Origin of the sequence: Shinella sp. (assembly GCF_049651085.1) — a bacterium.
Taxonomy (GTDB): Bacteria; Pseudomonadota; Alphaproteobacteria; order Rhizobiales; family Rhizobiaceae; genus Shinella.
Genome location: NZ_JBASBL010000007.1, coordinates 170,053 through 182,805, shown reverse-complemented (window position 1 = coordinate 182,805; position 12,753 = coordinate 170,053). Strand labels below are relative to the sequence as shown.

Sequence of the window (12,753 nt, the reverse complement as noted above, 5' to 3'; positions counted from 1 at the left end):
GCAGCCCTATGCTGCCTTTTGTTTCAAACGCTTGAGATGTTCTATACCGAAAGCCAACTGACAGGGATGTGTCAGTAGAGACGGAGAAATCCATGCGCAAGGCATCGCGACTCTTCGAGATCATCCAGATCCTGCGGCTCGCCCGCCACCCGGTCACCGCCGCGACGATCGCCGAGCGGCTGGAGGTGACGGTGCGCTCGATTTACCGCGACATCGCCGCCCTGCAGGCGATGCGCGTGCCGGTCGAGGGCGAGCGCGGCATCGGCTATATCCTGCGCCCCGGCTTCGATCTGCCGCCGCTGATGTTTTCCATCGAGGAGACGGAGGCCGTGGTTCTGGCGCTGGCCCTGCTGGAGCGCACGGGCGACACGGACCTGAAGGCCGCCGCCCGCAGGGTCGGCGACAAGATCGCGGGCGCCGTGCCGCCGCCGCTGCGCCAGACGTTTTCCGCCCGCGCGCTGCATGCCTGGGGCACGACGCCGCGCCAGCCCGAGGGCATCGACCTTGCCACCGTGCGCCGGGCGATCCGCGACGAGGAAAAGCTCCTCATCGACTATCGTGACGAGTATGCCCGCGCCACCGAGCGAACCATCCGTCCGATCGCCCTCATCTATTATTCCGAAACGGCCAATATCGTCGGCTGGTGCGAATTGCGCGAAGCGATCCGCAATTTCCGCGCCGACCGGGTGGAGGATTGCGCGCCGACGGGCGAGCACTTCCGCGGCAAGGGCGACGGGCTGAGGCAGCTCTGGATTTCCGGCTGGGCCGAAAACGGGCAGGCCCAATAGAAAACCCCGGCCGTTTCCGGCCGGGGCTCTCGAAAAACCAGCAAGCAGGAAGGCTTACTTCGTTGCGGCTTCGTAGCGCTCCAGGACGTAGTCCCAGTTGATCAGGCTGTCGACGAAGGCTTCGAGGTACTTCGGGCGGGCGTTGCGGTAGTCGATGTAGTAGGAATGCTCCCATACGTCGACGCCGAGGATCGGCTCTGCGCCGTGCACCAGCGGGTTCTCGCCGTTCGGGGTCTTGGAGATGGCAAGCTTGCCGTCCTTTACCGAAAGCCAGGCCCAGCCCGAGCCGAACTGCGTCGTGCCGGCGGCGACGAAATCGGCCTTGAACTTGTCATAGCCGCCCAGATCGCTGTCGATTGCCTTCTGCAGGGCGCCCGGCAGGCTCTTGCCGCCGCCGCCCTTCTTCATCCACTTCCAGAAATGGACGTGGTTGTAGTGCTGGCCGGCATTGTTGAAGAGGCCCTGGTTGGTGCCGTAGGACTTCTTGACGATCTCTTCGAGGGACAGGTTCGCGAGGCCGGCTTCTTCCGCCAGCTTGTTGCCGTTGTCGACATAGGCCTTGTGGTGCTTGTCGTGGTGATATTCGAGCGTTTCGCGCGACATGAAGGGCGCCAGCGCATCGTAATCATAGGGAAGCGGCGGAAGTTCGAAAGCCATCGTGATGTCTCCTCTTTGTTTGGCGCAACTCCGGAGGCGAAACTGCTTCGCACCTTCGCCGGAACTGCCTGAGCGACGGAATTTTATGAAGGAAATCCGTAAGCTGAACATAGGAGCGGCAACCGGAAGAGGCAACCGCCCGTCCTCCAAATTTTCCTGACAAGCGACAAAATCATTCCCGTTTTTCCTGTCAGATCAATGACAAGCGGAACCCAGGTCCGATTCGGGACGTTTTGTCCCGCCCCTGCCAACCCGGAGCCTTTCATGCGCATCATTTCCTCTGCCATCCTCGCCCTTTCGCTGGCCGTCCCTGCCGCCCACGCCTCCTCGCCGGATGCCTGGGAGGAATTTCGCGCCGACGTGGAGAAGAGCTGCCTTGCCAGCCTGCCGGAAGCGCTCGGCACACCCAACGTCTTCGTCGAGCCGACGGGAACCGAATCCTACGGCATCGCCGCCATCGAGGGGCTTTCGCCGGAATCCAAGAGCCTGATCACCTATGTCTGCATCTACGACAAGCAGAAGCAGACGGTGGAAATCTCGCCGCCGATCGCCGCCGAATTCCTGCATGTGGTGCGCGAGAGCGAACGCGAGGCGGCGGCAAAGGCCAAGGCCGCAACCGGCGACAACAAGACGGAGGATGCCTCGGGGCAGGAATAGGCCGCGCGGCCCGTCGCCCGACCCGCATCCAAAGCAGAGAGCCGGCCCCGGGGCCGGCTCTTTTCATTCATGCATCGCCGTTGGAATGGGCCCAGTCGAAATAGAGGTCACGGGCCTTGGCGGTAACAGGGCCGCGCTGGAGTTCGCGGTCTTCGAGACGCGTGACGGGCACGACCTTGGAATAGTTGCCGGAGGTGAAGATCTCGTCGGCGGCTGCAAAATCGGCGGGGGTCAGCGTGGTTTCGACCACTTCGAACCCGGCTTCCTTCAGGAGGCCGATGACGCGCAAGCGCGTAATGCCGGCGAGGAACGTGCGGTTGGCGGCAGGCGTGAAGACGACGCCGTCCTTGACCATGAAGATGTTGGACGAGGCGGTTTCGGCGACATTGCCAAGCATGTCGCGCACGAGCGCATTGTCGAAGCCGCGCTTGCGGGCTTCCATCAGCATGCGGGCATTGTTCGGATAGAGGCAGCCGGCCTTGGCGTCGGTCGGCATGCATTCCACCGTCGGGCGGCGGAACGGCGAGACGGTGAGCGAGGAGGCAGCGTTCGGGTCACCCATCGACGCCTCGAAGAGGCAGAGCGCAAAGCGGGTCGAGCCCGGATCTGGCGCGACGACGCTGGTCGAAGAGCCATGCTCGGCCCAGTACATCGGCTTGATGTAGATAGCGGTCTTGCCGTCGAATTTCTTGATGCCTTCCCAGGAGAGCCGCTCGATCTCCTCGGCCTTCATCGTCGCCATGAGGCCGAGCGCCTCTGCAGAGCGGTTCACGCGCTGGCAATGCAGGTCGAGGTCCGGCGCGATGCCGTCGAACCACCGCGCGCCGTCGAACACGGTCGAGCCGAGCCACATGGCATGCGAGGTGGGGCCGATGAGCGGCGGGTTGCCCGAAATCCATTCGCCATCCACGAAGGTCCAGGTCGTCGAGCGTGGTGAGGTATCGACTGCCATTTTCAAACTCCTTTTCGCCATCAACGCCCGGCCGGCACGGCCGGTCAAGTCGAAATTTCCTTCCGACAGCACGCGCCGCTTGTCCATTCAAGATGTTGAATGGGTGCATCAGGTCTTATCATGGATGGCGTGGTTGAGGGCCTTCGGGGTGCGTGCGATAGAGAACCAAAGGGAGATGATCATGCGTGCAATGTATTACGAAGCCTTCGAGACGACACCGGAAATCCGGGTTCTGCCCGACCCGACACCGACGCCCGGCGGCGTCGTCGTCAAGGTGGAGGCGACGGGGCTGTGCCGCAGCGACTGGCACGGCTGGATGGGGCATGATCCCGATATCCGGCTGCCGCATGTGCCCGGCCACGAGCTTGCCGGCACGGTGATGGCCGTCGGCAAGGCGGTGCAGCGTTTTCGCGAGGGCGAACGGGTGACGGTGCCCTTCGTTTCCGGCTGCGGCCATTGCGGCGAGTGCCGCGCCGGGCACAGCCAGGTCTGCGAGGAACAGTTCCAGCCGGGCTTCACCCATTGGGGCTCCTTTGCCGAATATGTCGCCATCGACCACGCCGACCACAATCTCGTGCATCTGCCCGAAGCGATCGACTATGCCACTGCCGCCAGCCTCGGCTGCCGCTTCGCCACGTCCTTCCGCGCGGTGGTCGACCAGGCGCGGGTGACGGGCGGCGAGTGGGTTGCGGTGCATGGCTGCGGCGGGGTCGGCCTGTCGGCGATCATGATCGCGGCCGCGCTCGGGGCCAACCCGATCGCCATCGACATTTCCGCCGAAAAACTGGACTTCGCGAAAAAGATGGGCGCGGTCGCCGCGATCAACGCCCGCGAGGTGGCCGATGTCGCCGAGGCGGTGCGCGAGATCACCGGCGGCGGTGCGCATGCCTCAATCGATGCGCTCGGCTCGCCCGTCACCTGCTTCAACTCGATCAGGAACCTGCGCCGCCGCGGGCGGCATGTGCAGGTGGGCCTGATGCTCGCCGATCATGCGACGCCGCAGATCCCCATGGCGCAGGTCATCGGCCACGAGCTGGAAATCTACGGCAGCCACGGCATGCAGGCCTGGCGCTATGATGCCATGCTTGCGATGATCGAGAGCGGCAAGCTCGCCCCGCAAAAGCTGATCGGCCGCCATATCAGCCTGGAAGAGGCCGTGCCGGCACTGATGGCCATGGACCGCGCGACGGACCTCGGCATCAGCGTGATCACGCGGTTCTGAGGGGACCGCGCCACCCGCTCCGGACGATTGACATTCCCCTGCCGATACGCGCCAATCGCCGGCGAGAATGCCAGAAGGAATCGCCGCCATGTCCCATGCCGCCTATGTGTTCGACGCCTATGGCACGCTGTTCGACGTGCACGCGGCGGTGCGCCGCCATGCGGGGGATGTCGGGCCGAACTACCAGATCTTCTCCGAGATCTGGCGCGCCAAGCAGCTCGAATATTCCTGGACGCGGGCGCTGATGGGAGCCTATGCCGATTTCTGGCAGCTGACCGAGCAGGCGCTCGACTACACCTTCCAGCGCATCGGCGGCGTCGACCCGGCGCTGCGCCCGAAGCTGCTCGACGCCTACTGGAAGCTCGATTGCTATCCGGAAGTGCCGGCCGTCCTGAAGGCGCTGAAGCAGCGCGGCGCGCATATCGCCATCCTTTCCAACGGCTCGCCCGCCATGCTCGCCTCGGCGGTGAAAAATGCCGCGCTCGACACGGTGATCGACGACATCTTCTCGGTCGATGCGCTGAGAACCTACAAGACCGCGCCCGCTGTCTACGATCTGGTGACGACCAGTTACCGGCTCTATCCCAATGTCGTGTCGTTCCAGTCCTCCAACCGCTGGGACATTGCCGGGGCGACGAAGTTCGGTTTCCGCACCGTCTGGATCAACCGCAGCAACATGCCGGACGAGTATTTCGACCTCGGGCCATCCCTTATCCTTCCCACACTGGAGAGCCTCTGAATGGCCTGGTCCGCCGCGCAATACCTGAAATTCGAGGACGAGCGCACGCGCCCGGCCTCCGACCTCCTCGCCCAGGTGCCGGCCGATCTCATCGCCGGCACGGTCTACGATCTCGGCTGCGGGCCGGGCAATTCGACGGAACTGCTCGTCAGGCGCTTCCCCGGCCGGGGCGTGCGAGGCGTCGACAACGCGGCCGACATGCTGAAGGCGGCCCGCCAGCGCCTGCCGGGCGTCGATTTCGTCGAATGCGACCTGGCCGCATGGCGACCGCCCGCACCGGCCGCCCTGCTCTATGCCAATGCCGTCTTCCAGTGGCTGCCCGACCATGTGGCGCTGCTGACGCAGCTGATGGACGGCCTTCGCCCCGGCGGCGTGCTCGCCGTGCAGATGCCGGACAATCTCTCCGAGCCCTCGCACCTGCTGATGGAGGAAAGCGCTGTCGCCGGCCCGTGGCGCACGGCCTTTGCCGAAGGCACGCCGCGCCGCAAGTCGCTGCCGGCCCCGGCGGCCTATTTCGACGCGCTCGGCCCGAAGGCGGCGCGCGTCGACGTCTGGCACACCGCCTACAACCACCCGATGGCGGATGCCGGCGCGATCGTCGAATGGGTGAAGGCCACCGGCCTTCGTCCCTATCTCGACCGCATCCCGGCGCAGGAGCGCGACGGTTTTCTTGCCGACTACGAGGAGCGCATCGCCAAGGCCTATGCGCCGATGGCGGACGGGCGGCGGTTGCTGCGCTTCCCGCGCCTGTTCATCATCGCCGTGAAGGCTTGAACCGGCCCTGAGGCCCCGCCTGCCCGGCTTTTCAAAAGCCCGCCGGCCGGATATGGGTGATGCGCCGCCTCGCATGCGGCAGGGAGCCCTTCATGTCGTCCTCGTCTTCGACCGTCCTCGCGCCGGACTGGCCGGCCATTGCCGCCGTCATTCTCGGCGTCACCGCCTTTTCCGTGGCGCAGGGGCTCACCTATCCGCTGATTTCGCTGACGCTCGAAGCGCGCGGCTTCTCGCCGGCACTGATAGGCGTCAATGCGCTTTCCTTCGCCGCCGGCCTTGCCGCCTCGACGCTGCTGCTCGGCAGCCTCACCGCGCGCTGGCGGGCCGACCGGCTGATTATCGCCAGCCTCGTCGGCTGCTCGCTCTGCCTTGCCACCTTCGCGGCCTCGGGCTCGTTCACGGTGTGGCTTGTCGCGCGTTTCCTGCTCGGCTTCTTCGCCAGCCTTATCTTCATGCTCGGCGAGGCTTGGCTCAACGCTGCCTGCCCGGACCGGCTGCGCGGCCGCGTCTCGGGCCTTTATGGCGCGGGCATGTGCGCGGGCTTTGCCGCCGGGCCACTCGCCATTCCGCTGCTCGGCAGCGAGGGCGGGCTCGGCTTCGCGATGACGGCCGTCTATCTCGCCATCGTCGCCTTCGCCACCGCCATGCTGATGTTCTCCACCCGCACGGTGCCGGAGCCCTCCTCCACCGGCGACGTCTTCCGCTTCTTCAAGGCCGCGCCCCTCCTTGTCGGCATGGTCTTCGTCTTCGGCTTTGCCGATATCGCGGCGATCTCCGCCATGCCGGTCTATTTCGTGAAAATGGGCCATAGCGAGGCCTTCGCGGCGATCAGCGTCACCGTGCTCGCCCTGCCGACGGCAATCGCCCAGCCCTTCATCGGCGTTCTGCTCGACAAGCTGCCGCGTGAACGCGTCGCGATGGTGGCCGTCAGCGTCGCGGCCGCCAGCTACCTCGTGCTGCCGTCGATGCAGTCGGAAATCGCGATTCTCTCGGTCTTCGCGCTGATGGGTACGGCGGCCTTCTCGCTCTATACCTGCGCGCTCACCATGCTCGGCGAACGCTACAACGGCGCCATGCTGGTGGCCGGCAGCGCCGCCTTCGCGCTCGCCTACGCCGCCGGCAGCGGCGCGGGATCGAGCATCACCGGCGCGATCATGGAGGCCGGCGGACCGAAGGCCGGGCCGCTCTCGGTGGGCATCGGCCTCGTCCTCTTCACCGCCATACTGATGCTGGCGCGGCGGCGGTAGGTCCGATGGCGATCCCGCAAGACAAGGACGAACTGCTGGCGGCGATCGACACGGAGTTCGCAAAACTCGCAAGGCTGCTGGAAGAGGTTCCTCCCGCGCTCATCCACCAGCGCACGATGGAGGGGCACGCCAAGGGCACGCAGATGAGCCCCTTCGATCTCGTCGCCTATCTCACCGGCTGGAACGAACTCGTCCTCAAATGGCTGGAGCGGGATGCCGCGGGCCAGCCGGTCGATTTTCCAGAAACCGGTTTCAAATGGAACGAGTTGGGCAGGCTTGCCGGGAAATTCTACGGCGACTACGCGGATATTCCCTATCCGCAGCTTGTCGAGCGGCTTCATGCAGCCAAAAGCAGGATCGTCGCGACGATCGGCCGGCATGACGATGCGGCGCTCTATGGCCGTCCATGGTACGAGAAATGGCCGATGGGCAGGATGATCCAGTTCAACACGTCATCGCCCTATGCCAATGCGCGCGGCCGCCTGCGCAAATGGCTGAAATCCCATACAAAAGCATGAGAGTCGCCATCCCGCGCGAGCACGGGATGGCGAAGATTTACGCTCAAACGAACTGGCTGAGGCCCGGAACGGAGGCGACGACTTCGTCGACCACGTCGCTGCCGGCATGTTCGCGGGCGACCGCAATGGTTTCCTTGGCAAGGCCGGTGATTTCGCCCATGCCGAGGCCCTGGCTCATCAGCTGCTGGCCGAGGCCCATAACGCCACCGCCGCCGATGGCGCTCATCAGGCCGCCGAGCAGGCCGCCGCCGCCCTGGCCTTCGCCATTGTACTTGGCAACGAGGTCGGAAGCGCCCGGAATGGCTTCGATCATCTTGGCGACCGGGCCGTCGGCAGCTTCGCGCTGCAGGAAGCCGAGCATCATGCCGATGGCCTTTTCAGCAAGCGCCGCATCGATGCCGACAGCTTCAGAAACGCGGGTAACGAGATCGTTCATGGAAAATCCTCCGAAAAAATTGACGTTAACGTCAAGGTAAAATAATTATCCGGCAAACTCAAGCCGGCATATCACTGTTCAACAGGAGGCCGAGCCTGAAAGCGTGTTGTTCCCGTGGCGGACTATCCTTATAACCTGCGTGAGACGATTCAATGAAAAGATGGCCCGGCGACATCTGGACGCCATCGCAAAATGCGCAGCGGCTTGCGTCCGGAACTGCGTAAGATCCAAAGTCCGGCTTCAGGGAGTTTCAACGTGACGGATTCCATTCTTCAGGACGGAAAACTCTATATCGGCACCAGCCGCAAGCCGGATGACGCCAACAACAAGCCGGAATACCTGGATCTCAAGTTCGGCAACCGCCACGGCCTCGTCACCGGCGCGACCGGCACCGGCAAGACCGTGACGTTGCAGATCCTGGCCGAAGGCTTTTCCAATGCCGGCGTGCCGGTCTTCTGCGCCGACGTGAAGGGCGACCTTTCCGGCATCGGCGCGATGGGCGAGGCGAAGGATTTTCTCCAGAAGCGCGCCGACCAGATCGGCCTCACGCCCTACGAGTTCCAGGAATTCCCGGTCATCTTCTGGGATCTCTACGGCGAGAAGGGCCACCGCGTCCGCACCACCATTTCCGAGATGGGCCCCCTCCTCCTTTCGCGCCTGATGAACGCGACGGATGCGCAGGAAGGCGTCATCAACATCGCCTTCAAGATCGCCGACCAGGGCGGCCTGCCGCTGCTCGACCTCAAGGATTTCCAGGCACTACTCAACTATATGGGCGAGAACGCCTCGGCGCTGTCCAACCAGTTCGGCTTCATCTCCAAGGCGTCCGTCGGCTCGATCCAGCGCGAATTGCTGATCCTCGAACAGCAGGGCGCCGAACAGTTCTTCGGCGAGCCGGCGCTGAAGATTTCCGACATCATGCGCACCACCAATGACGGGCGCGGCGCGATCTCGGTGCTGGCCGCCGACAAGCTGATGATGAACCCGCGCCTCTACGGCACCTTCCTGCTCTGGATGCTCTCGGAACTGTTCGAGGTGCTGCCGGAAGTGGGCGATCCGGAAAAGCCCAAGCTCGTCTTCTTCTTCGACGAGGCGCATCTGCTCTTCAACGACGCGCCGAAAGTTCTGACCGAGCGCGTCGAACAGGTCGTCCGTCTCATCCGCTCCAAGGGCGTCGGCGTCTATTTCGTCACGCAGAATCCACTCGATGTGCCGGAAACGGTGCTCGCCCAGCTCGGCAACCGGGTGCAGCATGCGTTGCGCGCCTATACGCCGCGCGAGCAGAAAGCCGTGAAGACCGCCGCCGACACCTTCCGCCCCAATCCGGAATTCAACTGCGCTGAAGTCATCACGCAGCTCGGCACGGGCGAGGCGCTCGTCTCGACGCTGGAAGGCAAGGGCGCGCCCTCCATGGTCGAGCGCACGCTGGTGCGCCCGCCCTCCTCGCGCCTCGGCCCCGTCACGGATGCCGAGCGCAAGCAGATCATGGACGTCAGCCCGGTCGCCGGCCTCTATGACGAGGATTTCGACCGCGAATCGGCCTACGAAATCCTCATGGCCCGCGCCCAGAAAGCCGCCGACGCCGCCGCCGCGCAGGAACAGGCAGAGACCGAAGCAAAGCCCGCCGGCGGCAGCCGTTGGACGCTGCCCGGCTTCGGCGACGAGGACGCCCCGGCGCAACCCGCGCCCAAGCAGCCCAAGGCCCGCGCCGGCTACCAGCGCGAGACGGTGGCGGAAGCGGCAATGAAGTCCGTCGCGCGAACCGTCGCCAACTCGCTCGGCCGGGCGCTGGTACGGGGGATATTGGGCAGTTTGCGGCGGTAACGCCTTCGGCGGGCCCCCATTGCCAACATCCCCCTTCCAATGGTAGTTCTCTCCCGTTCGCAACACGTAAGAGAGGACTGTGCCGTGAAGCTCGACTGCCTGCCACATCGCACGCATGGTCCTGATCTTGCCCTGCAAATGCGTTTGCAGGGCTGATCGGAACGAACACACTTTCTTTTCTGGTCTGCCCTATCCGGCGATGCGGTTGCCTGTGCTGCCCGCATCAGTTCCCTTGAGCCTATCCGCGCGTTCGTCGGCTGAAGCCGCACCGCAAGGGCCTTGAAGACCAGAGATTTTCCATGTCGCTCATCAATATCCGTGCGCTCGGCGTCACGCTTTCCACCGACCTCTTCGCCAACCTCACCCTCTCCGTCGCCGCCGGCGACCGCATCGGGCTCGTCGCCGCCAACGGGCGGGGAAAATCGACGCTGCTGCGCTGCATCACCGGCGAATTCGAGCCGACGACGGGCGAAATCACCCGCACGCGCGGCCTCACCATAGGCCATATGGAGCAGAACCTGCCCGCCGGGCTTGAAACGCGCACCTTCCGCGAGGCGGTGCTCGGCGCGCTTTCGCCCGAACAGCAGGAAAGCGAAAGCTGGCGCGCCGATGTGACGCTGGAGGAGCTGGAGGTGCCGGAGGCGCTGCGAGAACGCCGGCTCGACGCGCTCAGCGGCGGCTGGCAGCGCATCGCGCTTGTCGCGCGCATGCGCGTCAGCGAGCCGGACGTGCTGCTGCTCGACGAGCCGACCAACCATCTCGACCTGTCGAAGATCGCCATGCTGGAGACCTGGCTCGCCGCTTTGCCGCGCGACATGCCGGTGATCATCTCCAGCCACGACCGCGCCTTCCTCGATGCCGTGACCAACCGCACGCTGTTCCTGCGGCCGGAACGCTCGCAGCTCTTCGCCCTGCCCTACTCCCGGGCGCGAGCGGCGCTCGACGAGGCGGACGCGGCCGAGGAGCGGCGTTTCGAGAAGGACATGAAGACCGCCCAGCAACTGCGCCAGCAGGCGGCCAAGCTCAACAATATCGGCATCAATTCCGGCAGCGACCTGCTGGTGGTGAAGACCAAGCAGCTCAAGGCGCGGGCGGAGCGGATCGAGGAGGCGGCGCGCCCCGCGCACCAGGAGAATTCCGCCGGCGCCATCCGGCTTGCCAGCCGCGGCACCCATGCAAAGGTTCTGGTGACACTGGAGGACGCGCCGGTGGAGACGCCGGACGGCACCCTGCTGTTCCGCACCGGCCAGAAGTTCATCTGCCAGGGCGACCGCATCGTGCTGCTCGGCCTCAACGGTGCGGGCAAGACGCGGCTGGTCGGTCAGCTTCGCCGCGCGATCGATCCGGACGGCGCATCACAGCCCGGCATCAAGGCGACGCCCTCGCTGGTGCTCGGCTATGGCGACCAGGCGCTGTCCGACCTTTCGGACGCGGAAACGCCGCACGGCACGATCATTCACCGCTTCGATATCGGCGACCAGCGGGCGCGCAGCCTGCTCGCCGGCGCGGGCTTTTCCATCGAGAGGCAGGGCCGGCCGGTCGGCCAGCTTTCCGGCGGGCAGAAGGCGCGGCTCGGCATGCTGGTGCTGCGGCTCACCAGCCCGAACTTCTTCCTGCTCGACGAGCCGACCAACCATCTCGATATCGAAGGGCAGGAAGCACTGGAGCGGGAACTGATGGCGCAGGAGGCAAGCTGCCTGTTCGTCTCGCACGACCGCGCCTTCGTGCGCGCGGTGGCGAACCGCTTCTGGCTGATCGAGAAGCGGCGGCTGATCGAGGTGGACGGGCCGGAGGATTTCTTCGCCGAAGCGGCGCTATCGCCGTGAGGCGATGCGCGGATCGCCACGAAAATCCTCACGCGAAAAACTGATGCGTCTTGGTGGGTGGTCGCACAGCGCCTGCACGCCGAGCGCGGACAGACGGATGCGCCAGGTCTGGCGCTCCACCGGTCTTGGCTGGGCGAAGCCGGTTGCGGTAAGCAGCGCCAGATTGGTGCCGGCACCGGGATCGCGCACCGAACGGTAGAGGATGGCGGCAATGCCTGCCGTCCGCGCGCCGTCGGCCAGCGACTGGCAGGCGGCGTAGTCGGTCGGATGCATCCAGTGCGGGGCGTCGTGGTCGAGCGGGGGCAGCCCAAGGTCTATGGTCCTGTCCGTCGCGACAGCGGCGGAGAAGGCGGTATAGTCGGCGGCGTTTGCCGGCAGCGGCGTTGCGGGCGATTCTGCAAAGAACAGCAGCCGGTAGAAGGCCATTTCGGCAAGCGCCGTCTCCACCGTCAGCGCCGCATAGTAGACGCCGAGCGTGCGCCCTGCCCGGCGGAAGCGCGAGCCGTGCGGATAGACCGCGCCGTAGCGGAAGGGTGTGGCAAGCAGGTAGTCGAGCCCGGCGCATTCGGGCGGCAGCACCGGCTTGCTCTCTTCGAGAATATCTTCCAGCAGCGCCTGCTCGTCGAGCGTATCGACGAGCTTCAGCGTCGAGACGCGGTGCTGCGCCTCGACGAAGCGCCAGACCGCGCCCGCAAAGGGCCGCGCCTCAGACGAGAGCGCGGCGGGCGTCCAGATAGGCAAGGACATCGACCAGACCGGAAATGGAGATGATGCGATCGACGGGGCGCGCGCCGAGCATGGTGTTTTCCGCCGTCATCCAGGCGCGGGCGACACCTTCGTCGCCGCCGCTGATGGCGTCGAGCGAGCGGAACAGCCGCACCAGCAGCACGGCAAGCTCGAAGGGTTTCGTGCCGCGCTCCAAGAGCACGTCCTGCCGCTTCAGGCGCGAGACTGTCGCCTCCGAAACGCCGATGACCGCCGAGAGGATGCGCGCCGTCAGCCCCAGCCGGTCCGCCGCATTGACGGTCGCCTTGGTGAGCACGACGCCTTCGGCATTGGTTTGCGGGACGGGTTTGCGCTGCATGACACGATCTCCTTTCATGAGAAATAATA

Annotated in this window: 14 protein-coding genes; 9 read left to right on the top strand and 5 right to left on the bottom strand. The window is 65.2% G+C overall.

The window, feature by feature from the left end; all coding sequences use genetic code 11:
• The first annotated feature begins 92 nt into the window (after positions 1-92).
• Entirely contained in the window at positions 93-788 is a 696-nt protein-coding gene (locus tag WA950_RS04155) for a helix-turn-helix transcriptional regulator (protein WP_424550413.1), read from the top strand.
• A gap of 54 nt (positions 789-842) precedes the next feature.
• Here the strand turns inward: WA950_RS04155 and WA950_RS04150 are convergent, their stop codons facing one another.
• Entirely contained in the window at positions 843-1,445 is a 603-nt protein-coding gene (locus tag WA950_RS04150) for a superoxide dismutase (protein WP_119258180.1), read from the bottom strand.
• 264 nt (positions 1,446-1,709) lie between these two features.
• Here WA950_RS04150 and WA950_RS04145 point away from each other — a divergent pair, with 264 nt between their 5' ends.
• Positions 1,710-2,102, top strand: a complete 393-nt coding sequence (locus tag WA950_RS04145) for a hypothetical protein (protein WP_424550412.1) — start codon at positions 1,710-1,712, stop codon at positions 2,100-2,102.
• 67 nt (positions 2,103-2,169) lie between these two features.
• Here the strand turns inward: WA950_RS04145 and WA950_RS04140 are convergent, their stop codons facing one another.
• Positions 2,170-3,054 carry a branched-chain amino acid aminotransferase gene (locus WA950_RS04140; protein WP_424550411.1) on the bottom strand — a complete coding sequence of 295 codons (885 nt, stop codon included), beginning with the start codon at positions 3,052-3,054 and terminating at the stop codon, positions 2,170-2,172.
• A 181-nt stretch (positions 3,055-3,235) separates the two neighbouring features.
• Here WA950_RS04140 and WA950_RS04135 point away from each other — a divergent pair, with 181 nt between their 5' ends.
• The 5 genes from WA950_RS04135 (at position 3,236) to WA950_RS04115 (ending at position 7,554) form a co-directional block, all read left to right on the top strand.
• Complete coding sequence (locus WA950_RS04135) at positions 3,236-4,276, top strand: zinc-dependent alcohol dehydrogenase family protein (RefSeq protein WP_424550410.1); 1,041 nt, start codon at positions 3,236-3,238, stop codon at positions 4,274-4,276.
• A gap of 88 nt (positions 4,277-4,364) precedes the next feature.
• Positions 4,365-5,015, top strand: a complete 651-nt coding sequence (locus tag WA950_RS04130) for a haloacid dehalogenase type II (RefSeq protein WP_424550409.1) — start codon at positions 4,365-4,367, stop codon at positions 5,013-5,015.
• A complete protein-coding gene (gene tam, locus WA950_RS04125; protein ID WP_424550408.1) occupies positions 5,016-5,789 on the top strand; it encodes a trans-aconitate 2-methyltransferase in 774 nt (257 codons plus the stop codon).
• 92 nt (positions 5,790-5,881) lie between these two features.
• Complete coding sequence (locus WA950_RS04120; protein WP_424550407.1) at positions 5,882-7,036, top strand: MFS transporter; 1,155 nt, start codon at positions 5,882-5,884, stop codon at positions 7,034-7,036.
• A gap of 5 nt (positions 7,037-7,041) precedes the next feature.
• Entirely contained in the window at positions 7,042-7,554 is a 513-nt protein-coding gene (locus WA950_RS04115; RefSeq protein WP_424550406.1) for a ClbS/DfsB family four-helix bundle protein, read from the top strand.
• A 43-nt stretch (positions 7,555-7,597) separates the two neighbouring features.
• On the opposite strand, the gene WA950_RS04110 is transcribed toward WA950_RS04115, so the two are convergent.
• Positions 7,598-7,990, bottom strand: a complete 393-nt coding sequence (locus WA950_RS04110) for a hypothetical protein (protein ID WP_424550405.1) — start codon at positions 7,988-7,990, stop codon at positions 7,598-7,600.
• Between the two features lie 267 nt (positions 7,991-8,257).
• Between WA950_RS04110 and WA950_RS04105 the strand changes: the two genes are divergently transcribed.
• Both WA950_RS04105 and WA950_RS04100 read left to right on the top strand, forming a co-directional pair.
• On the top strand, positions 8,258-9,814 hold the full coding sequence (locus tag WA950_RS04105; protein WP_424550539.1) for a helicase HerA-like C-terminal domain-containing protein: 1,557 nt from the start codon (positions 8,258-8,260) through the stop codon (positions 9,812-9,814).
• A 299-nt stretch (positions 9,815-10,113) separates the two neighbouring features.
• Complete coding sequence (locus WA950_RS04100) at positions 10,114-11,640, top strand: ABC-F family ATP-binding cassette domain-containing protein (protein WP_424550404.1); 1,527 nt, start codon at positions 10,114-10,116, stop codon at positions 11,638-11,640.
• On the opposite strand, the gene WA950_RS04095 is transcribed toward WA950_RS04100, so the two are convergent.
• Both WA950_RS04095 and WA950_RS04090 read right to left on the bottom strand, forming a co-directional pair.
• Entirely contained in the window at positions 11,629-12,387 is a 759-nt protein-coding gene (locus WA950_RS04095) for an RES family NAD+ phosphorylase (RefSeq protein WP_424550403.1), read from the bottom strand. The two genes, WA950_RS04100 and WA950_RS04095, sit on opposite strands and share 12 nt — an antisense overlap.
• Positions 12,347-12,724, bottom strand: coding sequence for an antitoxin Xre/MbcA/ParS toxin-binding domain-containing protein (locus tag WA950_RS04090; RefSeq protein WP_424550402.1), 378 nt, complete (start codon positions 12,722-12,724; stop codon positions 12,347-12,349). The genes WA950_RS04095 and WA950_RS04090 overlap by 41 nt, the downstream gene beginning before the upstream one ends.
• Positions 12,725-12,753: the final 29 nt, after the last annotated feature.